Source organism: Rhodoferax sp. GW821-FHT10B06 (assembly GCF_059415605.1).
The window spans coordinates 274,336-294,115 of sequence record NZ_JBWKNO010000006.1 but is presented as its reverse complement, the minus strand read 5'-3'; the positions used below and the strand labels follow the sequence as shown (position 1 = coordinate 294,115).

20 protein-coding genes are annotated in these 19,780 nt (G+C 62.7%); 13 read left to right on the top strand and 7 right to left on the bottom strand.

Translation table 11 applies throughout. The features are described from left to right. Positions 1-83: 83 nt before the first annotated feature. Positions 84-986 (bottom strand): LysR family transcriptional regulator, encoded by a 903-nt coding sequence (locus AC07O2_RS12590; protein ID WP_495076084.1) that lies wholly within the window; start codon positions 984-986, stop codon positions 84-86. A 156-nt stretch (positions 987-1,142) separates the two neighbouring features. Between AC07O2_RS12590 and AC07O2_RS12585 the strand changes: the two genes are divergently transcribed. From AC07O2_RS12585 to AC07O2_RS12525, 13 genes are all read left to right on the top strand, one after another. Next, complete coding sequence (locus tag AC07O2_RS12585) at positions 1,143-2,126, top strand: 2Fe-2S iron-sulfur cluster-binding protein (protein ID WP_495076083.1); 984 nt, start codon at positions 1,143-1,145, stop codon at positions 2,124-2,126. A gap of 24 nt (positions 2,127-2,150) precedes the next feature. Further along, positions 2,151-3,197 carry a gentisate 1,2-dioxygenase gene (gene gtdA / locus AC07O2_RS12580; RefSeq protein ID WP_495076082.1) on the top strand — a complete coding sequence of 349 codons (1,047 nt, stop codon included), beginning with the start codon at positions 2,151-2,153 and terminating at the stop codon, positions 3,195-3,197. A 30-nt stretch (positions 3,198-3,227) separates the two neighbouring features. Further along, positions 3,228-3,923 carry a fumarylacetoacetate hydrolase family protein gene (locus tag AC07O2_RS12575; protein WP_310341064.1) on the top strand — a complete coding sequence of 232 codons (696 nt, stop codon included), beginning with the start codon at positions 3,228-3,230 and terminating at the stop codon, positions 3,921-3,923. A 35-nt stretch (positions 3,924-3,958) separates the two neighbouring features. Further along, positions 3,959-5,224 carry an aromatic ring-hydroxylating dioxygenase subunit alpha gene (locus AC07O2_RS12570; RefSeq protein WP_495076081.1) on the top strand — a complete coding sequence of 422 codons (1,266 nt, stop codon included), beginning with the start codon at positions 3,959-3,961 and terminating at the stop codon, positions 5,222-5,224. Next, on the top strand, positions 5,221-5,709 hold the full coding sequence (locus tag AC07O2_RS12565; RefSeq protein ID WP_495076080.1) for an aromatic-ring-hydroxylating dioxygenase subunit beta: 489 nt from the start codon (positions 5,221-5,223) through the stop codon (positions 5,707-5,709). The genes AC07O2_RS12570 and AC07O2_RS12565 overlap by 4 nt, the downstream gene beginning before the upstream one ends. Before the next feature lie 18 nt (positions 5,710-5,727). Beyond that, a complete protein-coding gene (locus AC07O2_RS12560; protein WP_495076079.1) occupies positions 5,728-6,048 on the top strand; it encodes a non-heme iron oxygenase ferredoxin subunit in 321 nt (106 codons plus the stop codon). A 53-nt stretch (positions 6,049-6,101) separates the two neighbouring features. Further along, entirely contained in the window at positions 6,102-7,283 is a 1,182-nt protein-coding gene (locus tag AC07O2_RS12555) for an ABC transporter substrate-binding protein (protein ID WP_495076078.1), read from the top strand. A 4-nt stretch (positions 7,284-7,287) separates the two neighbouring features. Further along, positions 7,288-8,205: a branched-chain amino acid ABC transporter permease gene (locus tag AC07O2_RS12550; protein ID WP_495076077.1), complete on the top strand. Its 918-nt coding sequence runs from the start codon at positions 7,288-7,290 to the stop codon at positions 8,203-8,205. 5 nt (positions 8,206-8,210) lie between these two features. Next, complete coding sequence (locus AC07O2_RS12545; RefSeq protein WP_495076076.1) at positions 8,211-9,233, top strand: branched-chain amino acid ABC transporter permease; 1,023 nt, start codon at positions 8,211-8,213, stop codon at positions 9,231-9,233. Further along, positions 9,233-9,994 (top strand): ABC transporter ATP-binding protein, encoded by a 762-nt coding sequence (locus AC07O2_RS12540; RefSeq protein WP_495076075.1) that lies wholly within the window; start codon positions 9,233-9,235, stop codon positions 9,992-9,994. The genes AC07O2_RS12545 and AC07O2_RS12540 overlap by 1 nt, the downstream gene beginning before the upstream one ends. Further along, complete coding sequence (locus tag AC07O2_RS12535; RefSeq protein WP_495076074.1) at positions 9,991-10,704, top strand: ABC transporter ATP-binding protein; 714 nt, start codon at positions 9,991-9,993, stop codon at positions 10,702-10,704. The genes AC07O2_RS12540 and AC07O2_RS12535 overlap by 4 nt, the downstream gene beginning before the upstream one ends. 3 nt (positions 10,705-10,707) lie before the next feature. Further along, a complete protein-coding gene (gene maiA / locus AC07O2_RS12530; protein ID WP_495076073.1) occupies positions 10,708-11,358 on the top strand; it encodes a maleylacetoacetate isomerase in 651 nt (216 codons plus the stop codon). Positions 11,359-11,519: 161 nt separating this feature from the next. Next, entirely contained in the window at positions 11,520-11,723 is a 204-nt protein-coding gene (locus AC07O2_RS12525; protein WP_495076072.1) for a hypothetical protein, read from the top strand. Positions 11,724-11,882: 159 nt separating this feature from the next. Here AC07O2_RS12525 and AC07O2_RS12520 read toward each other — a convergent pair whose 3' ends face one another. The 6 genes from AC07O2_RS12520 to AC07O2_RS12495 all read right to left on the bottom strand — a co-directional run bounded on the left by AC07O2_RS12520 (position 11,883) and on the right by AC07O2_RS12495 (position 19,779). Further along, positions 11,883-12,944 (bottom strand): AbrB family transcriptional regulator, encoded by a 1,062-nt coding sequence (locus AC07O2_RS12520; protein WP_495076071.1) that lies wholly within the window; start codon positions 12,942-12,944, stop codon positions 11,883-11,885. A gap of 609 nt (positions 12,945-13,553) precedes the next feature. Continuing rightward, complete coding sequence (locus AC07O2_RS12515; RefSeq protein ID WP_495076070.1) at positions 13,554-15,002, bottom strand: hypothetical protein; 1,449 nt, start codon at positions 15,000-15,002, stop codon at positions 13,554-13,556. Continuing rightward, positions 14,947-17,520 carry a hypothetical protein gene (locus AC07O2_RS12510; RefSeq protein WP_495076069.1) on the bottom strand — a complete coding sequence of 858 codons (2,574 nt, stop codon included), beginning with the start codon at positions 17,518-17,520 and terminating at the stop codon, positions 14,947-14,949. The genes AC07O2_RS12515 and AC07O2_RS12510 overlap by 56 nt, the downstream gene beginning before the upstream one ends. A 359-nt stretch (positions 17,521-17,879) precedes the next feature. Then, positions 17,880-18,635 (bottom strand): precorrin-6A synthase (deacetylating), encoded by a 756-nt coding sequence (gene cobF, locus AC07O2_RS12505; protein ID WP_495076068.1) that lies wholly within the window; start codon positions 18,633-18,635, stop codon positions 17,880-17,882. Beyond that, positions 18,632-19,417: a precorrin-4 C(11)-methyltransferase gene (gene cobM, locus AC07O2_RS12500; RefSeq protein WP_495076067.1), complete on the bottom strand. Its 786-nt coding sequence runs from the start codon at positions 19,415-19,417 to the stop codon at positions 18,632-18,634. Before cobM ends, cobF begins: the two co-directional genes overlap by 4 nt. Further along, positions 19,414-19,779 (bottom strand): cobalamin biosynthesis protein, encoded by a 366-nt coding sequence (locus AC07O2_RS12495; RefSeq protein ID WP_495076066.1) that lies wholly within the window; start codon positions 19,777-19,779, stop codon positions 19,414-19,416. The genes cobM and AC07O2_RS12495 overlap by 4 nt, the downstream gene beginning before the upstream one ends. Position 19,780 lies beyond the last annotated feature (1 nt).

Sequence of the window (19,780 nt, the reverse complement as noted above, 5' to 3'; positions counted from 1 at the left end):
GTTTCTGTTCTTTCCCATCCCGCGTCAAACGCACGATGTGCATTTGACGATGACACGCTTTTGTTAGCCGCTCTTAGATGCAATCAGTCGGCATGCATATCCACTATCAAACCCCGTAGCCATTGGTTGCTCGGGTCCTTGTGGTACTTCGCATGCCAGAAGAGGTTGATGCCAATCTGTGGCAGCTTTACCGGATGCGTGACGTATTTGAGGTTGAAGGGTTCGACCATGCGCTCGGCAAGCCGCTCTGGTACGGTAGCAATCAGGTCGGTGGTCTGCAGGATGTGACCAATCGCGACAAAGTGCGGGACTTTGAGTTTCACCCGCCGTTGGGGTGAGTTGCTGTCGAGGATCTCATCGACCTTGCCGTGGCCGGTGCCGGCCGAGACCACGGCCACATGGTCGGCCGCGAAGAATTCTGACTCACGGATGGTTTTTTTGTCCAGGGCATGGCCCTTCCTGAACAGGCAGACGTAGCGCTGGACAAACAGGCGCCGTTGAAAGAACCCGGCCTTGAGCTGTGGCAGCAGCCCGATGGCCAGATCGACTTGGCCACCCTCCATGGCGTCCTTCAAGTTGACGGCAGTGTTGCGCACGGTGCTGATCGAAACCGAAGGCGCCACTTCCTGGATGCGCTGCATTAGCCGCGGCAGGAAATAGATTTCACCGATGTCGGTCATGCCCACGGAAAAGCTGCGCTTGCTGTGGGCCGGGTCGAAAGAGCTGCGCGCATTCACGGCGCTGTGGATCATGCCCAGCGCATAGCCGATCGACTCCGCCAACTGGTCGGCAAAGGGCGTGGGCTGCATGCCGGTCGGAGTGCGCAGAAAGAGCTCGTCGCCGAACAGCTTGCGCAGGCGCGCGAGCGCGTTGCTGACGGCGGGCTGGCCCAGGCCCAGGTTCTCAGCCACTTTGGAAACTCTTTTCTCCTTGAGCAACTGGTTAAAGATGACCAGCAGGTTCAGGTCGATGTCTTTCAGCTCCATTTGGGTCTCACTTTAATATTGATTTAAATGATATAGATCATTGATCTCATTGCATTGACTGATTTTATGGTGCCGCCGATCATCACCCCAGAGCAGCGATGCATGGACGCATGGCCGCCCGGATTTCCCCACGAGACAACGGACAGACAAAAGAACATGGAAATTTTTGTGCGCCCCCTGCAGCGTCGGATCAGCGTCGATGCCGGTGTGAACCTGTTGGACGCATTGCGCGCCAACGACGTGCCGGTGTCGTACAGCTGCCTGGCCGGACGCTGCGGCACCTGCCGCTGCAAGGTGGTCGAAGGCGAGGTGCTCGAGTCGGGCCGCGAAACGCAGCGCCCGGGAGCGGATGACGAGCACTACGTGCTGGCCTGCCAAACCTTCCTCACGGAATCCTGCACGGTCGAGATTCCCGAGCCCGACGAGGTGGTGGTGCACCCCGCCAAGATCGTCAAGGCGACCGTGGTCGCCATTGAGGACCAGACCCACGACATCAAGCGCATTCGCCTGAAGCTGGCCAAGCCGATCGAGTTTTCTCCGGGGCAGTACGCCCAACTCCAGTTCACGCCCGAGCATATTCGGCCCTATTCGATGGCCGGCCTGCATGCCGACGGCGAACTGGAATTTCATGTGCGCCTGGTGGCCGACGGCCGCGTCACCGGCTACATCGCCCATACGCTGAAGGTGGGCGATGCGGTGCGAGTCAGCGGCCCGCTAGGCTCGGCCTATCTGCGCCGCAAGCACGAGGGTCCAATGTTGTGTGTTGCTGGCGGTACCGGTCTGGCGCCCATCCTGTCCATCATTCGCGGCGTGATCGCCGAAGGCATGCAGAACCCGATCCACCTGTATTTTGGTGTGCGCTCCGAACGCGACATCTATGGCCGCGAATGGCTGGACGCGCTGCGGCGCCAGCATCCGCAATTGCAGGTGCATGTGGCGGTGACTTCGGGCACAGCGCCGGGTTGCCGCACAGGCCTGGTGACCGAAGCCATCGCCGAGGACTGGCGCAGTCTCGAAGGCTTTCGCGCCTACCTCTGCGGCGCACCGCCCATGGTGGAGGCCACGACAGTGCTGGTGCGCCAGATGGGCGTGTTGCCTTCGCAGATCTACGCCGATGCCTTCTACGCCAGCGGCACCTGAGTCGTACCCCTTGCAGGATTTTTCATGAACGCCAACAATCTCGACCCCGCAGCCCAGCAGCAACGCAAGGCCTACTACGACCGTATCGGCATCGACAGCATGACGCCGCTGTGGGAAGTGCTTGGCGCGCTGGTGCCGCACCAGCCCAAGTCCCCGGCCGTGCCGCACCAGTGGAAGTATGCCGCTGTGCGCGACAGCGTCATGGAGGCAGGCCGCCTGATCAGCGCGGAAGAGGCCGAGCGGCGCGTGCTGATCCTGGAGAACCCGGCACTGCGCGGTCAGTCCTGCATCACGCAGTCGCTGTATGCCGGGCTGCAGCTCATCATGCCGGGGGAGGTCGCGCCGGCCCACCGCCACACCCAGTCCGCGCTGCGCCTGGTGCTGGACGGGGAGGGCGCCTACACCGCGGTCGACGGCGAGCGCACCACCATGCGCCGTGGCGACTTCATCATCACCCCGGCCTGGACCTGGCACGACCATGGCAACCTCGGCAATGAGCCGGTGGTCTGGCTCGATGGCCTCGACATCCCCATCGTGCGTTTCCTCGACGCCGGTTTTGCCGAGAAGAGCGACAGCGCCTACCAGGCCGTGGTCCGCCCCGAAGGCGACGCCTTGGCGCGTTATGGCGCCAACATGGTTCCGGTTGATTTTTACCAGCAGCCTGCGGAGTCGACCAAGGTTTTTGTCTACCCTTGGGAGCGCACGCTGGCCTCGCTGCAGGCGATAGCCAGCGGCACACCCGATGCCCATTTCGGCCACAAGCAGCGCTACGTGAACCCGGCCACCGGCCGCTCCCCCATGCCGACGATGGCTGCGTTCTCGCAGTTGATTCCCGCCGGCTTCGAGACGCGGCCCTACCGCTGCACAGACGGCACGGTGTACGTGTGCCTGCGCGGCAGCGCCGAGGCCAGCGTGGCGGGCCAGAGCTTCCGCCTGGGCGAGAACGACGTGATCGTTGTGCCCTCCTGGCACAGCCACCAGTTCCGCGCCGGCCCCGAGACCGTGCTGTTCAGCTATTCCGACCGCCCGGTGCAGCAGGCCCTGGGCCTGTGGCGCGAACAGCGCAACTGATTTCCCCTTTTCCCTTCGAGAACACCCCCCATGAACTACGTGATCCCACCCGCAGCCGTCATCTCGCTCACCGTGGCCGGCATAGCCGAACGCTTTCCGGTCAACCGCATCTTTTGCGTAGGCCGCAACTACGCCGCGCATGCGCGTGAAATGGGCAAGGACCCTGACCGCGATCCGCCTTTCTTCTTCATGAAGCCTGCGAACGCGGCGGTCGATGCCGCCTCGCCTGCGCGCATTCCGTATCCACCCAAGACCGCCAATTTCCACCATGAGATCGAGCTCGTCGTAGCCATCGGCAAGGGCGGCAAGAACATCGCACAGGCCAATGCACTGAACCACGTCTATGGCTACGCAACCGGCCTGGACATGACGCGCCGCGACCTGCAGCTGGAGGCGCGCGACAAGGGCCGGCCCTGGGAGTTCGGCAAGTCTTTTGCGTTGTCGGCACCGATCGGGGCCATCTCAAAAGTGGCCGATGTGGGGCACATCGCCGAGGGCGCCATCAGCGTCCTCGTGAACGGCGGCGCGCGCCAGTCGTCCGATGTGGCCAAGCTGATCTGGTCGGTGTCCGAGTGCATCGCCTATCTCAGCGAATACGAAACCCTGGAGCCTGGCGACCTCATCATGACCGGCACGCCCGAAGGGGTGAATGCGGTGGTGGCGGGTGACGTGATGCAGGGCGACATCGCCGGCCTGGCCGGCATCACGGTGACCGTCGGGACCTGAGCAGCGGCCGTGCATTTGATCCAAGGAGACAGGCCATGACCCCATCCACCCCCACTTTTCCCGTCAAGATCCATTGGGAGTCAGAAGGCACGAGCCGCATTCCCTTCATGGCCTACACCGACTCCGATCAACACAAGAAGGAGCTTGATCGTTTCTTCTACAAGGCGCATTGGAACTACGTCGGCCTGGAGGCTGAAGTGCCCAACCCCGGCGACTACAAACGCACGGTAGTGGGCGAACGTTCGGTCATCATGGTGCGCGATGCCGATAGTGGCATCAGCGTGGTCGAAAACGTCTGCGCGCACCGCGGCATGCAGTTCTGCCGCGAACGCCATGGCAACAAGAAGGAATTCGTCTGCCCCTACCACCAGTGGAGCTACACCCTCAAGGGCGATCTGCAGGGTGTGCCGTTTCGCCGCGGCGTCAAGCAGGACGGCAAGGTCAACGGCGGCATGCCCGCGGATTTCAAGACCACCGACCACGGCCTGACCAAACTCAAGGTGGCCACGCGCGGTGGCGTCGTCTTCGCCAGCTTTGACCAAGAGATCGAGTCTTTCGAGGATTTTGTGGGCCCGGTCATCCTCGGCTACTTCGACCGGCTCTTCGACGGGCGCAAGCTGAAGATCCTGGGCTACAACCGCCAGCGCATCCCGGGCAACTGGAAGCTGATGCAGGAGAACATCAAGGACCCCTACCACCCCGGCCTGTTGCATACCTGGTTCGTCACCTTCGGCCTCTGGCGCGCCGACAACAAGAGTGAGTTGAAGATGGACGCCCGGCACCGCCACGCGGCCATGATCTCCACTCGCGGCCAGTCCGGCCGGGCCGACCAGGTCACGCAGGTGTCCAGCTTCAAGGAGAGCATGGCGCTCAATGACCCGCGCTTTCTCGACATCGTGCCCGAGCCTTGGTGGAATGGGCCAACCGCAGTGATGATGACGCTGTTTCCCAGCGTCATCCTGCAGCAGCAGGTTAACAGCGTGTCGACGCGGCACATCCAGCCCGATGGCCACGGCGCCTTCGATTTCGTCTGGACACACTTCGGCTTCGAGGACGACAGCGAAGAGATGACGCAGCGCCGCCTGCGCCAGGCCAACCTGTTCGGCCCGGCTGGCTTCGTGTCGGCCGACGATGGCGAGGTCATCGAGTTCTCGCAACAGGGCTTCGAGCAAAAGCCCTTTCACCGCACCCTGGCCGAGCTGGGCGGGCGCATGGTTGAGGATACCGACCACATGGTCACCGAGACGCTGATCCGCGGCATGTACGCATATTGGCGCGAAGTGATGGAGGCGGACGTATGAGCACCGCTGTGAACATAGTCTTCGCCGACTACCTGCAGATCTCGCAGCTTTACGCCGACTACGCCCAGGCCGTTGATTCCGGCGACTGGGACCTGTGGCCCGAGTTCTTCACCGACGACTGCATCTACAAGCTGATTCCGCGCGAGAACCACGAGCGCGGCTTTCCGCTGGCTACGCTGTTCTTCGAGAGCAAGGGCATGCTCAAAGATCGCGCCTACGGCATCCGCGAGACGCTGTTCCACGATCCGTATTACCAGCGCCACGTCGTCGGTGCGCCGCTGGTCCACAAAGTCGAAGCCGAGCGTTTTGAGACCGAAGCCAACTACGCCGTGTTCCGCACCAAGCTGTCGCAGGAATCCACCGTCTTTAACGTCGGCCGCTACCTGGATGTGATCGTGCGCACCCCCGCGGGGCTGAAGTTCGCATCGCGCCACTGCGTGTACGACAGCGAAATGATCCCCAACTCCATCATCTATCCCATCTAAATTCCGTGAGTGATTGCCATGAGTGATTCCCAATGGATTGACGCCATCGACGAAGACGGCGTGCCCGAAGACGACGTGATCGGTCTGCAGGTCGCCGGCAAGGACATCGCCTTGTACAAGGTCGAAGGCAGCGTGTTCGCCACCGACAACATCTGCACCCACGGCCACGCACGCCTGTGCGACGGCTTTCTCGACGGGTATGAAATCGAATGCCCGCTGCACCAGGGCAAGTTCGACATCCGCAATGGACGCGGCACCTGCGCGCCCATTGTCGAAGACGTGAGCAGCTACCCGGTCCGCATAGAAGGTGGCCGGGTTTTTCTGAAGTTGAGCGACTGAGGACTTGCCTCGGCCGTGTTCCGTTCCCCACTTTTATTCCAGGAGACAAAACAATGAAGACATTACAGACCTCTATTCGCCGTACCGCATTCGCAGCCCTGAGTGGTGCAACGCTTGCAGTGGCAAGCCCTTTCGCCACGGCAGCGACCATCGGTTTCATGGCACCCCTATCCGGGCCGGTGGCGGTTGTCGGGCAGGACCAGGTGGACGGCTTCATGCTGGCGCTGGAGCAGCTCGGCGGCAAGCTCGGTGGCCAGGCCACGACAGTGATCAAGGAAGACGATCAGCTCAAGCCCGAGATCGGCGGGCAGATCGTGCGCAAGTTCATCGACAAGGACAAGGTCGATGCCATTGTGGGCTTGAGCTTCTCCAACGTGCTGATGGCCAGCCTGCCGCGCATCGTCGAGTCCGGTACCGTGGCCATCGCCACCAACGCGGGCCCGTCGCCAATGGCGGGCGCGGGCTGCAAGGCCAACGTGTTCTCCACCGCCTGGCAAAACGACGGTGCAGCTGAGGCCATGGGCAAGTTTGCGCAGGACAAGGGCGTGAAGAAGGTGTACCTGATGGCGCCCAACTACCAGGCTGGCAAGGACATGCTGACCGGTTTCAAGCGTTACTTCAAGGGCCAGATCGTTGACGAGGTCTACACCCAGGTGAACCAGCCCGACTACTCGGCCGAACTGGCGCAGCTGCAGGCGGCCAAGCCCGACGCGGTATTTGTGTTCTACCCCGGCGGTATGGGGGTGAATTTCGTCAAACAAATGGCGCAGGCTGGCCTGATGGGCAAGTTGCCCCTGTATTCGGTGTTCACGGTGGACGGAACGACCCTGCCAGGCCTGCGCGATGCCGCCATCGGCAGCGTGAGCGGCGCCATGTGGGATGCGTCTCTGGACACGCCGGAGAGCAAGAAATTCGTGGCCGCGTTCGAGGCCAAGTACAAGCGCACGCCCAGCGCCTACGCGGCCACTGCCTATGACGCAGCCAACATCCTGAACATTGCACTGGCCAAGGCCAAGCCCGGCGATGCGACCGCTCTGGCTGCCGCCGTCAAGGCCGCTGGCGATGAAGTGAAGTCCGTGCGTGGCCCCTTTGCCTTCAACAACAACAACCTGCCGGTGCAGAACTACTACGCATTTGAGACCGTCAAGACCGGTGGTGCCGTCGCTGGCAAGCTGGTGGCCACGCCGCTGGCGAAGCAGGTCGATGCTTACCACACGCAATGTGCCCTGAAGTGACCCCATGAGCGCCACGCTTGTTTTTGCGCAGCTGCTCAATGGGCTGCAGTTCGGAGTGCTGCTGTTCCTGCTAGCGGCGGGGCTGACGCTGGTCTTCGGCATCATGAGCTTCGTCAACCTGGCGCACGGCTCGCTTTACATGATGGGCGCGTATTTCGCGGCCAGCGCCTTCCAGTACACCGGCTCGTTCGGCCTGGCCGTCGCCGCGGCCATGGGCGGCTCGCTGCTGCTGGGCCTGGCGCTGGAGTTCGTTGCCGTAGCCCGGCTCTACCGGCGCGACCACCTCGATCATGTGTTGGCCACCTTCGGCATGGTGCTGTTTTTCAACGAGTTGGTACGCATCATCTGGGGTTCCCAGCCGGTCTTCCTGCAGGTGCCCGAGTTCCTCGGTGGCGCCATCGACATCGGCGGCTTCAGCTACCCCGCCTACCGCTTCGCCATCATCGTGGTGGGGCTGCTGGTGGCGCTGGGTTCCTGGTTGCTGATCAACAAGACCCGCGTCGGCATGCTGATCCGCGCTGGTGCGGTGAACCCGGCCATGGTTGCTGCGTTGGGCGTCAACATCCGGCTGCTCAATGCCATGCTGTTCGGCGTGGGGGCGATGCTGGCCGGCCTGGCCGGGGCCATGGCTGGCCCCATTCTGTCGGTGCAGTCGGGCATGGGTGAATCAGTGCTGATCACCACCCTGGTGGTCATCGTCATCGGCGGCATCGGCTCGGTGACGGGTGCCTTTTATGCGGCGCTCATTGTCGGCATTGTCGACACCATGGGCCGCGTCTTCCTGCCCCTCATGCTGCGCCAGATGGCTGAACGCTCGTTTGCCGATGCGGCCGGCCCTGCATTGGCTTCGATGCTGGTCTACCTGCTGATGGCTATGGTGCTGGCCTGGCGCCCGCACGGACTGTTTCCCGCCAACCGGTAATCCCCATGCACACTTTGTTTTCACGTCCCGGCACCTGGGTGCCCTTGCTGGTGCTGCTGGCGCTGGCCAGTGTGCCCTTTGTGGCGCAGGCCATCAGTCAGCCGTTTTATGTCGCATTCTTTGCCCGCATCATCATCTATGCGATTGCGGCCTGCGCGCTCAATATCGCGCTGGGCTTCGGCGGCCTGGTGAGCTTTGGCCACTCGCTGTTCCTCGGCCTCGGGGCCTATGCGGTGGGGCTGGCCTCCTTCCATGGCGTCGGCAACGGCTGGGTGCACCTGGCGCTGTGCCTGGGCGTCTGCGCCTTCGTCGGCCTGGTTACGGGCGCCATCAGCCTGCGCACCAGCGGCATAGCCTTCATCATGATCACGCTGGCCTTCGCGCAGATGGGCTATTTCCTGTTCGTCAGCCTGAAGAACTACGGCGGTGACGACGGCATGGCTATCGCGCTCGCCAGCCGTTTCGGCCCGGTGGATCTGTCGTCCGCCACGAATGTCTATGTGGCGGCCTTCGTGGTGCTGGTGCTGTCGATCTGGTGCCTGGCCCGGCTGCGGGTGGCGCCGTTCGGTATGGTGATCCGCGGCGCCAAACAGAACGCGAGGCGCGTCAGCGCGGCCGGCATTCCGGTGCTGCGCTACCAGCTCTTGGCCTATGTGATGTCGGGCATGCTGTGCGGCGTCGCCGGCCTGCTGCTGGCCAACCTCAACGCCTTCGCCTCGCCCAGTTCTTTGGCTTGGACGGTCTCGGGTGAGATGATCGTTATCGTGGTCATCGGCGGCCTGGGCACGGTGTTCGGCCCCTTGATGGGAGCACTGGTGTTCCTGGGCCTGGAAGAAGTGCTGAAGGGCTTCACCGAACACTGGATGGTGGTCTTCGGCCCGCTGATCGTCATCGTCGCACTGCTGGGCAAACGCGGCATCGTCGGGCTGCTGCAAGACTGGGATGCACGCGGCGAGCCGGTGGCGGTCTCGGCTGCACCGGCCTCCGCGGGCGTGCATCACGCAGTAAACGCGAAAGGAGCTGTCTGATGGCCAGCGTACTCCGCACTGACGCATTGACCAAGCGCTACGGCGCGCTGCTGGTCACCGATGCCGTGTCGCTCGACATCGGCGACGGCGAACTTCACGCCATCATCGGCCCGAACGGCGCCGGCAAGACCACGCTGATCAACCAGCTCTCGGGCGAGCTGGCCGCCGACAGCGGCAGCGTCTGGTTCAAGGGGCGCGACGTCTCCGCGCTGCCCATCCACGAGCGCGCCCGGCTGGGCCTGCTGCGCTCCTACCAGATCACTTCCATCTTCGAAGACTTCAGCGTGTTGGAGAACGCCACCTTCGCCGCGCTCGCCTCGCGCCAGCATGCGTTCAGATTCTGGGCACCGATGCTGGCCAGCAAGGAGGCGCGCCGCATCGCAGAAGAGTCCCTGGAAGCCACCGGCCTCGCGCATCGGCTGCATGCCGCCGCGGGCGACCTGGGTTATGGCGAGCGGCGCCAGCTCGAGCTGGCGATGAGCCTGTCGGCACAGCCGCAGTTCCTGCTGCTCGACGAGCCAATGGCCGGCATGAGTGCGCAGGAATCCGCCGCCGTGGTGGCGCTGCTGCAGCGCCTGAAGCGCCGCTACACCATCCTGCTGGTCGAGCACGACATGGATGCCGTCTTTGCCCTGGCCGACCGCATCAGCGTGCTGGTTTACGGCAAGATACTGTTCACCGGGACGCCGGATGAAATTCGCAACCACCCGGAAGTCCGCGCGGTCTACCTGGGCGAAGAAGAAGCCGAGGCCGAAGCATGAGCGCGTTTTTATCCGTCAAAGGTCTGCAAGCCTCGTATGGCCATGCCCAGGCCTTGTTTGATATTTCTTTCGATGTGGGGGAGGGTGAAGTGGTGACGCTGCTCGGGCGCAATGGCATGGGCCGTTCGACCACGGTGAAGTGCCTGTTTGGCATGCTGCCGGTGCGCGGGGGCAGCGTGTCCGTCGCCGGGGCGCGGGTCGAGCATCTGCCCTCGCACCGCATTGCCAGACATGGGCTGGCCCTGGTGCCCGAGGGGCGGCAGGTGTTCCCTAACCTCAACGTCGAAGAAAACCTGGTGGCCACCGCCCGCGACGACAAGAAGGGCGCTGGCCGACGCTGGGATCTGCAGCGGGTCTACAGCTTTTTCCCGCGGCTGAAGGAACGCCGCGGCAACCTCGGCTCGCAGCTGTCCGGCGGCGAGCAGCAGATGCTGGCCATTGGCCGCGCGCTGATGACCAACCCGCGCCTGCTGGTGCTGGACGAAGCCACCGAAGGCCTGGCGCCGGTGATCCGCAACGAGATCTGGCGCGCACTGGCGGAGCTGAAGAAGGACGGCCTGTCGCAGATCGTGATCGACAAGAACGTGAAGGCCTTGTTGGGCCTGGCCGACCGGCATTTCGTGATTGAGAAGGGGCGAGTGGTGTGGGGCGGCACGTCCGCTGAACTCCAGGGCCAGCCAGAAATCGTGCATCAATATTTGGGAGTTTGAAACATGGACCGCATTCTTCACACCTACTTCCGCAGCTCGGCGGCCTACCGCGTACGGATCGCGCTGAACCTCAAGGGCCTGGAGGCCGAGCAGATCTTCGTCCACCTTACCCGCCATGGCGGTGAACAGTTCGTTGATACATTCAGGGCGATCAACCCGCAGTCCCTGGTGCCGGTGTTGCGCGATGGCGAGGTGCAGGTCAGCCAGTCGCTGGCCATCATCGAATACCTGGACGAGGTCTATCCGCAGACACCCCTGCTGCCGGCGCTTGCCGCCGACCGCGCCTTCGTGCGCCAGCTGTCGCTGGGCATCGCCTGCGATATTCACCCGCTCAACAACCTGCGTGTGCTGAAGTACCTGACCGGGGCCATGGGCGTGTCGGAAGACAACAAGGCGCAGTGGATTGCGCACTGGATCTCGGTCGGCCTGCAGGCCTTCGAGGCGCAGCTGCAGCGGCGCACGCATGCGGGGCGCTTCTGCCACGGCGACACGCCGACGATGGCCGACTGCTGCCTGGTGCCCCAGGTGTTCAGCGCCCAGCGGTTCGGGGTCGACCTGTCCGACTGCCCGCTGGTGAACGGAATCTACGAGAGATGCGAGCAGCTCGCGCCCTTCGCAGCGGCCCATCCTTCGCGCCAGCCCGACGCGGAGTGATGCAACCAGCGAAATGGCCGCTTGGGCTCACGCCATCTCGGGTTGGGTAGTGGCCCCGGTAAGCTTTGAGAGCTGGTTGGTTGTTGAAACTGGTTTGCTAGAAAATGGGCACTGTACGTCGGCAGCTTGCGCCACTTGTAGCGCTGATAATGGCGTGACTGGTGGTCGGCGCCCGCAGTATCGGCATCCCGCCCAAGGCCACCAAGCTGCAGTTTGAATGCCGCCAGCAGCAGTGGGTGCCCATCAACACCCAGGGCATCGCTGATCAACAGAGAACTGCAGATTTTTACCTGCTGGTGGGCTGGATCCAGCAGGCGTTGGACGTACCGAGGGTGTTGGATGCCGGCTTGGGTTTGACTGATTGAAATGGGTAAATGCTATTGAAAATGTAGCTATCAGCGCACGTAGAACCTGCGCTAGCAGCACAAATAATGCCAAGGCTATGTTGTCATGGGAAGGCAGGCAAGCTTGAAAATGTCTTCAGCCCGAAGGCTGCACGGAACGGCGTATGGCAGCCAGTGCGTTCACGCCGCCCGGGTGGCTACAAACTTGGACACCTGCGGCCCCAGCACCAGCACCATCAGAAACCGGGCCAACTGCATGGCCATCACAAAACTGGCATCCACCGCACTGGTGGCGGCAATGACCGCCACAGAATCCGCGCCGCCCGGGCTGGTCGCCAGATAGGCGGTGAGCGGATCAATGCCGGACAGCCAGGACAGCGCGGTCGCAATCACGATTCCAAACGCCATCAAGGCCACAATCGACCCCATCACATGCGGCAATGCACGCAATGCGTGTTTCAAAATGGCACGTGTAAAGCGCAGTCCGATGCTCCAGCCGATCAAGGCGTAGGCTACAGCCAGCAAGGCACCCGGCAGCTCGATCACCAGCAGATCCGTCGCCTGCAACGCGGTACCCAGCAACAAAGGCAACACCATGGCGCCTGCGGGAATGTGCAGCCGGCGCGCGACCAAAGCGGCCCCAAATGCCAGCAGCATCGTCAACGCCACATTGGCTTGGTTGCCCACGGTGAACCAGTGCATGCCAGCCACCACGGACGGGCCGGTATGCGGGGCAAAAATGCGCGCCACCAGTGCGGCTGTTGCCGTCACCATCGCCACCCGCAAATACTGCATGAACGCCACCAGCCGGGTATCCGCCCCGTAAGACTCTGCCATCAGCACCATGGCAGAGGCGGCGCCGGGTGCCAGCCCCCACACCGCGGTGGTGCCCGGGAAGATATTGCGGCGCATCAGGATCCAGCCCAACACCGCGCTGGCCCCAATGACCGCGCTCGTCACCAGCAGAAAAACGGGCCAATGGATCGCCACATCGGCCAGCGCAGACGGCTGCAGGCTGTGGGCCATCAGACAGCCGAGTACACCTTGCGCCATAGCAAACAGGATGGGAGGGATGCGCAGCTGAATGTCCCGGGACGACAGCACAATCCCCACCAACATGCAGCCCAGCAGCACCCCGGCAGGTAGATGTATTGCGGTCAGAAGCCAGGCCAGCCCGGCACTCGCCGGAAGCAGAACACCCCACCAAGCCAGTGGGGTTGTGTGAAAGAAGCGGGTGAACATGGGAATAAATGTGCCATACCTGCAGGCCTGGTTTCGGAGCGAAGTGGGTGCGTGCAGTACCGGTTGCTGCACATAGGTTTGGGTATGTAGATGTCCATCAACGCCCAGGCTATTGCCGGACGGCAGGGCAGGGCGGACTTCTGCCAGCAGGTGGACCTGATCTAACAGCCGCTGGATGTGTCTGGGACGTTTGATACCCGATTGGAGCTGGCGGGCTAGGTTTTCTTGCTGCTATTGAAATAGTAGCTGTTGGCGCAGGTAAATCCTGTGCTAGAGGCGTTTTTTACACTGCACCAGTGATGCCAACACAGGCTATCGGGGGCTTATATGCGTCAACGGACATTGAGCACGGAGCATAGTCCAGCCATTGCAGATACCTTGGATGTGTTGCTGATGGGGCTTCAGATGGATAGTCAGCAAAAGGCTGATTGCGGAAGTTCACCAACGACTCCTTTGCGGCATCTCGGCTCCCTGTTCGATGTGGTCAGTTTCAAGGCCCCCAAGGAAAGCTGCGGCTCGAGCAAGAACCTGTGAAGGGCTGCCAATTCAGCCCCGAAACTTGACTGACGACATCGTGCGCTTTTGACATCCAGCGAGGCGACTAAGGCCTCAACGGGACAACTTGCTCGGACGAGTGATGTTCCCCTGGATGACGAGCGTGATGACCGCCACGTTGGCTGGCGGTGCTGACATCAAAACGTCGATGCCGTCGGCCGCCGACCAAGGCGCAGAATTTTTGGCGCTGGTATCCAGAATGCACAACAGAGCTACGCGCTTGCCTTTGGCCACCGCGTAGCTGGCAGCTTGCTCGACATATTTGCGGCAGTCTTCCATCTGTTTGATCCGCGTGCCCGTCTCCTTGAGCTCGATCGTGATTCCGCGAAGGCTCAAGTCAGTAAAGCCCCCTGCGGCCGCGGCGTGCTCCTCCAGATCCGACCCGATGCGGGGCGATCGGCGAAGGTCCTTTCGAACCTGGGCTTGGAATTCCTTCTCGCCCCACGCGCCATCGAACACGGCGTCTTGAACTGCTCTCCCAGCAAGATTGCCCAGGCTGGTCAGTAGCTCAAGGATGTCCGACAGTTCCTGGGCGTTTGCCCAGCCTTCCCGTCGTAGCAGATCGCGGATCAACAGGATCTTTTCGTCGACAGGCTGATAGCCTGTTATCGAGTTGGCCCGTATGTCGAAGCCCTCCACCAAAAGCGTACGGTGGCCGACGACAGCAACGGGCTGCTCTGAGCTGGCGGGTTGGAATGCCGCCGCGTACTTGAACTCGAAAGGCCTCGATTTCAATCCCTGTGCGATCTGGAGAGCCGCACGACCCGTCTGGATGAGCGTGTACGGCGGCTCCGTGGACGGCTTCGTGAACGTGAACTCGGAGAGCTCGTAGGTGCTCTTGGGCTCCGCCGAGATCGGCGTCAGCACCAGGTGCGTGGCGCCCTCTGGCCATCGAGAGACTCTGACCTCGATCTCCATGTCATGCAATTCGCGCGGAACCAGGTGGTGGATGTTGGCCGCTGGTTGGCCACCAAGCTGAAACTTCACGAAGGCCACTGAGAGCTCCGTAGGCCGTGGGCGCTCTTCAACTTGTTCCGGACCGGCCGGAATGCGCGGCCGCTCCACAGAGAACACACCGATCGGCAACGGAATGCCAGCCAGCGATTTGCAGATGGACTCGAACTCGGCAATGGTGGCGACCGACTGCAATGAGGCTGACGCATCCACGAGGCTCTTGGCGACGTCTTTCTCACCAAACTCCTTGAGCCAAAGACGGTGGCGCTCCACTGCACTGCGCAGGAACCGGTCACCGTCTGGAGCAGCGTCGAGAACTGCTTGCCGCCACTCAGCCAGAGAAAGCACGATGCGCAGGAGCGCCGCGAACGCGCCGTAGATCGTTGCGGTCGAAGCCCGCCCATACCTGATAGAGGCGTCATCCAACTCTGTGCAGATTTGGCGTAGAAGCTCCGCGCTGACGACCTCGCCACCGCCGAGCTTGCGGAGCGCCTCAACTGCCTGAATTCGGGCGAAAAACACCTGGGAAAGGATTGCGTCTCTCTGCATATTCCTCTTGGTCTTCCTTCAACAATTGATAGAGGCCTTCCCACTCCGCCTTCAGCGCATCCTGCCGAGACAGATCTCCTGCAGCAACCGCGGCCTCGAACTGCACCGCCACAACGTGGAGCCGCCTGGACCACTTCATGCGCCTCATGGGCACGGTATCGGGGATCGCCTCCCAAGACGATTCTATGGCCTCGACGGCTTCATCCCACGCCCCGACGCGAGTGAGGACTTCAACGACGGCGCCCACGTACCAGCCGCGATCTGCCCGGCGCACCGATAGCTTGCTGAGATCCGCGGATCGCTTGCTTGCCTCGGCATCAGGTATCGAGTACAGCAATCGGATGACATCCTCCTGACCATGGTCGCTGACCTCCGGATCTTCCAAAGCCCTGATTACCAGATCAACAAAGGTCGGCTGGCCCTTCAGATACTTGGAGAGCGAAGTGAGGTCCCTGAGGTGCATGTGGACCGAGACACCCATCAAGACTTTCAGGCACCACCGGGCCAGATTTGCACGGGATGCATCGTCAGCGGTGTACCGGCGGAAGTAGAGCTGCATCCAATCCAGCAGGAAACTCTCAACTTTTCCCTCGTTGCCATAGACGCGCAGGAGCGTCAGGAGTGCCCTGCCGGCTCTCTGCTCCAACGCACCAGTGAGAGAGATGCTCTCAAGCGCCTTCGCTGCAGCCTTGTGGACAATCACGTACTGGTCTTCCAAAAGCAGGATGAATGCTTCAAGAACCAGCTCCGGGAGATCGTTGGTGCGCTTCCGTCCAGCGCGTCCCAACGTCTCCGCAGCACTTGCACGCACCAGCGTTGAGGTGCCCACCATGGCCGTGTAGAGCTCAGGCAAGAGGAGACGCAAACCTTCTGGTGTAGCGATGAGCTTGCTCGACTCCTCCAGCAGAACAGCGATCAAGGTGTGACGGGCGCCGTCTATCCTTGACAAGAAGTCAACGTATGACTCGGCCGCAGCCAGACTCCTGCTTGCCGCCGCTGCCGCAATCGCTGCGAACACCTCTCGTGAGTAGTAAAGCGCCGTTTGAAAGTTCTGCGTGTCCAGCACGTCGAGGAAGCTTTCCGGCTTGCTGAGCGATTGCTCGGCGTCAAACGCTTCACGACGGGCATCCATGACGGCAGCTGCGCCTAGCGCAATGTCCAACACTCCATCAACAGACTCAGCGATCTCCTCGCCGTATGGCCTCAGCGTATGAGTGATTTCAGTCAATACAGTGAGATTCTTCGAAGTGCTAGACCATGCCACGAACCGCATCAGAGCGATGGCAGCGACCTTGCCATCCAGCGCTTCTTCTTCGGTGCGACTGGTCCTGAAGATTTCGCCGTAGGCCCTCACGAGGCGAGCTTCACCCTCCGCTGTCGCACCTTCGAAATAGGTGGCGATCAATTTGTCTGTCTCAGTAGGCGCATGGCGGAGGGCAGCGGCAACCGCACGTTGCAGGTCGCTGCACACCATCCGCCTTTCTCGGTCGGCATCACTGTCATCGATCAGTAGATGCGCACGCGTCAGCTTGGTCACAAGCGACCGTGAAAACCGGTCTAGGAGATCCGGAGCTTGAACTGAGAGAACCTTGAGCCCGGCGGTTCCCATCCGGATGGCATAGGAGCTCCGTGAATCGAGCAGGCGCTGAATTGCGCGACAAACGGCCTCTGGCCAGACGGCAAAAACGGCCTTCAAGGGATCGGGATGGAAGACCCGCTCGCCATGGCCAAATTCGGAGCGAGGGGCTCGTGCGAGGCGAATCAGCGCTGGAGCTGCCGCCTCCATTGTCTGTTCATCTGCTAGCTCAGGCGTCTCCATTACGATGTACGCAGCAGTTTGAACTGCGGCGCGTTTCGCTAGGCACCGCAGCGCTGCATCGGCAAGGCGGGCCGGATCAGCTTTTGCACACTTCAGAGCCTGTAGCGCCACGTCTTGGCATCCGGCCTCCGGGGATGCGGTCAACTCAAAAAAGTAGTCAGTGAGCGATGGCGTTAGGACTTCGGGAGCGAGCCGCACCGTCTCGACGACTCGTGTCTTAGCGTCGTCGGCATGGGTGGTGTCGAGGATGTCCAGGTCGTCAAGCAGGGCTCGAACTGCTGCGTTCTGACCGACGCGTAGGGCCTCTCGTTGCTTTTTCCGTGCATCAATAGCCGCTTGTAGTTCCGCCTCAGCACGATCAGCCTCTTCCTGCTGGCGGATTGCCTCGCGGTCGCGCTGACCCACCAGGATGGAGAGATTCGGCATGCGTACCGCTTGGCGCTTGTCGCAATGCGCGCAGTTGCGGTCATGAAAGTCAAGGGCACACGATTCCAGGTACCAGCCGGCGAAGCCGCTGGCTGGGGCGAAGTCGCACTCCATGGAGAAGTGACCAATGGGCAATCCAGTTTGCTGAGCAATCAAGCCAACTCCGCCCTGGTTGCTCACTCGCGCATGAGAGCACCAGTTGTGGATGAGCTCCGCAACACCCTTGTTCCGCTCGCCGTCCCTGATCATCTGACCGTATCTAGCTTCGTCCATTCCGTCCGAACTCCTGATCGCTGCGTGACCTCCCCGTCGAGCGAACCTCCGCATGCGCGGAACCTCGCTGTTCCAATTCTATGGCTTGAAGACGAGCTTACCGCCGCCATCGGGTCGTGATCCTCGGTTCAAACCCAAATCGGCGCGCCGCGAAGGGCATCGGCGACGCATGCCGACATCGGCTCGGCCAGCAGCGCTCCTGCTGTGATGGCCACTCAGGATCACGGGTGCGCGACACGCAGCGGACGGCTTAGCCATCCGTTGAACTCAGGTGTCGCACGACCGCTTATGGACGCCGCGTTCCGCACGGGTGAAGTCAGCTACCGCTGCATTGCAGACCTAGAGATCCGACAGTCTCGCTACCCACGCCGCATTAAATACGTATCCATAATCCACCCATGCGCCACCCGCGCAGCCTGGCGTTCAGCCTTAATCCGTTCGCTCACCTCGGCCAGCGGCCCCGCGATGCAAATCTGCTGCGCCATACCCAGGTAAGCCCCCCACCAGATCGTGACCCCCTCCGGCGCCAGGTGCTGAAACGCGCAGGCCCCGTCCAGCATCACGGCCACGGTGTCGGCGCTTTCGGGCCAGCCGTGGTCGCGCAGCTGGCGGCCGGTGGTGATGGTGACGGGGGCGTTGATGTCGTTCAGTGCGATGGCGTGCGCGGCGGTCAGTGCCTGCAGTGCGGTGATGCCGGGCACTACGGAGACCTTCAGCGGTAGCTGCAGGGCCAGGCGGTCGGCGATGCGCAGGGTGCTGTCGTACAGCGAGGGGTCGCCCCATACCAGCAGGGCTACACGGCCACCGGCGGGCAGGTGGGCGCGGATGGTGGCCAGCCAGACCTGGGCAATGGCGTCGTGCCAGCGGTTCACGGCGCCGGGGTAGTCGGGGTCATTGACGTCGCGTACCGGCATGTCGAACTGCACCACTTGGGTGGCGGGGTTGGTCACCAGCTCCTGGCACAGCTGTAGGCGCAGCTCGGCCAGGTCGGCTTTGCCTTCGCCTTTGTGGGGCACCAGGATGAGGTCGGCGGCGTTCAACGCTTTCACGCCTTGGCGGGTGACGTGGTCGGGGTTGCCGGTGCCTATGCCGACCAGGCAGAGGTCGATATTCATTCCGTGCCTGCTGGAAAGCGTGGCGCGGTGCCCAGCGGGCGGTAGCGGCGGTCGTAGTCGTCGGCGTAGAGGCGGCTGTGGTCAAAGCTTTCCGCACCCAGGGTGTGGCCGACCAGGATCAAGGCCGTGCGCTCCATGCCTTCGCCTACTGCCGCTTCTATGGTGGACAGCGTGGCGCGCACCACGCGCTCGTCCGGCCAGCTGGCGCGCCAGACCACGGCCACCGGGCAGTCTGCGCCGTAGTGGGGCGTCAGTTCGGCCACCACACGGGGCAGTACGTGGATGGACAGGTGGATGGCCAGCACGGCCTGGGTGGCAGCAAAGTTGGCCAGCGACTCGGTGCTGGGCATGGCCGATGCGCGGCCGGAGGTGCGCGTCAGCACCACAGACTGGCTCAGGCCGGGCAGGGTCAGCTCGGCCTCCAGCGTGGCGGCGGCGGCGGCGAACGAGGGCACGCCGGGCGTCACGGTGTAGGAAATGCCCATCGCACGCAGGCCGCGCAGCTGTTCGCCCATGGCCGACCAGACCGACAAGTCGCCCGAATGTAGGCGGGCCACGTCTTGCCCGGCGGCATGGGCAGCGCTGATCTCGGCCAGGATCTGCTCCAGCGACAGCGGGGCGGTGTTGACGATGCGGGCGCCGGGTGGGCAGTGAGCCAGCACGCCTTCGGGCACCAGGGAGCCGGCATACAGGCAGACGGGGCTGGCGGCGATCAGGTCGCGGCCGCGCAGGGTCAAGAGGTCGGGGGCGCCGGGGCCGGCGCCAATGAAGTGGACAGTCATAGCCGGGTATTTTCCGCGATGGCTGCGGTGGCCATGCGGTCGGCAGATACGCCCCGGGCCGAGACCAGTTGCGCGTCTATGCCGGCTGCGGCCAGCGCTGCCGCCTCGGCCAAGCTGTGGCCACCGTAGCGGGCGGGGGCATGAGGGCTGGCGTTGGCGGCTTGCTGCTGCAGCGCGGCCAGTGGCACTGCCAGTACGGGTAGCTCCAGTTCCGCAGCCAGCTGCAGCAAGGCGGGGGTTTTGGCTTTGTCTTCGGCCGTGGCCAACGCACTGATGCCATGGGCGCCAGCGGCCTGCAAGGCACTGCGCAGCGATGCCACTGTGGCCTGGGCGCGAAAGCCCAGGCCAGCGATTTTTACCACC

Coding starts and splice junctions, on each gene's coding strand:
- AC07O2_RS12590 (WP_495076084.1), bottom strand. CDS start 986: ATGGAGCTGAAAGACATCGACCTGAACCTGCTGGTCATCTTTAACCAG.
- AC07O2_RS12585 (WP_495076083.1), top strand. CDS start 1,143: ATGGAAATTTTTGTGCGCCCCCTGCAGCGTCGGATCAGCGTCGATGCC.
- gtdA (WP_495076082.1), top strand. CDS start 2,151: ATGAACGCCAACAATCTCGACCCCGCAGCCCAGCAGCAACGCAAGGCC.
- AC07O2_RS12575 (WP_310341064.1), top strand. CDS start 3,228: ATGAACTACGTGATCCCACCCGCAGCCGTCATCTCGCTCACCGTGGCC.
- AC07O2_RS12570 (WP_495076081.1), top strand. CDS start 3,959: ATGACCCCATCCACCCCCACTTTTCCCGTCAAGATCCATTGGGAGTCA.
- AC07O2_RS12565 (WP_495076080.1), top strand. CDS start 5,221: ATGAGCACCGCTGTGAACATAGTCTTCGCCGACTACCTGCAGATCTCG.
- AC07O2_RS12560 (WP_495076079.1), top strand. CDS start 5,728: ATGAGTGATTCCCAATGGATTGACGCCATCGACGAAGACGGCGTGCCC.
- AC07O2_RS12555 (WP_495076078.1), top strand. CDS start 6,102: ATGAAGACATTACAGACCTCTATTCGCCGTACCGCATTCGCAGCCCTG.
- AC07O2_RS12550 (WP_495076077.1), top strand. CDS start 7,288: ATGAGCGCCACGCTTGTTTTTGCGCAGCTGCTCAATGGGCTGCAGTTC.
- AC07O2_RS12545 (WP_495076076.1), top strand. CDS start 8,211: ATGCACACTTTGTTTTCACGTCCCGGCACCTGGGTGCCCTTGCTGGTG.
- AC07O2_RS12540 (WP_495076075.1), top strand. CDS start 9,233: ATGGCCAGCGTACTCCGCACTGACGCATTGACCAAGCGCTACGGCGCG.
- AC07O2_RS12535 (WP_495076074.1), top strand. CDS start 9,991: ATGAGCGCGTTTTTATCCGTCAAAGGTCTGCAAGCCTCGTATGGCCAT.
- maiA (WP_495076073.1), top strand. CDS start 10,708: ATGGACCGCATTCTTCACACCTACTTCCGCAGCTCGGCGGCCTACCGC.
- AC07O2_RS12520 (WP_495076071.1), bottom strand. CDS start 12,944: ATGTTCACCCGCTTCTTTCACACAACCCCACTGGCTTGGTGGGGTGTT.
- AC07O2_RS12515 (WP_495076070.1), bottom strand. CDS start 15,002: ATGCAGAGAGACGCAATCCTTTCCCAGGTGTTTTTCGCCCGAATTCAG.
- AC07O2_RS12510 (WP_495076069.1), bottom strand. CDS start 17,520: ATGGACGAAGCTAGATACGGTCAGATGATCAGGGACGGCGAGCGGAAC.
- cobF (WP_495076068.1), bottom strand. CDS start 18,635: ATGAATATCGACCTCTGCCTGGTCGGCATAGGCACCGGCAACCCCGAC.
- cobM (WP_495076067.1), bottom strand. CDS start 19,417: ATGACTGTCCACTTCATTGGCGCCGGCCCCGGCGCCCCCGACCTCTTG.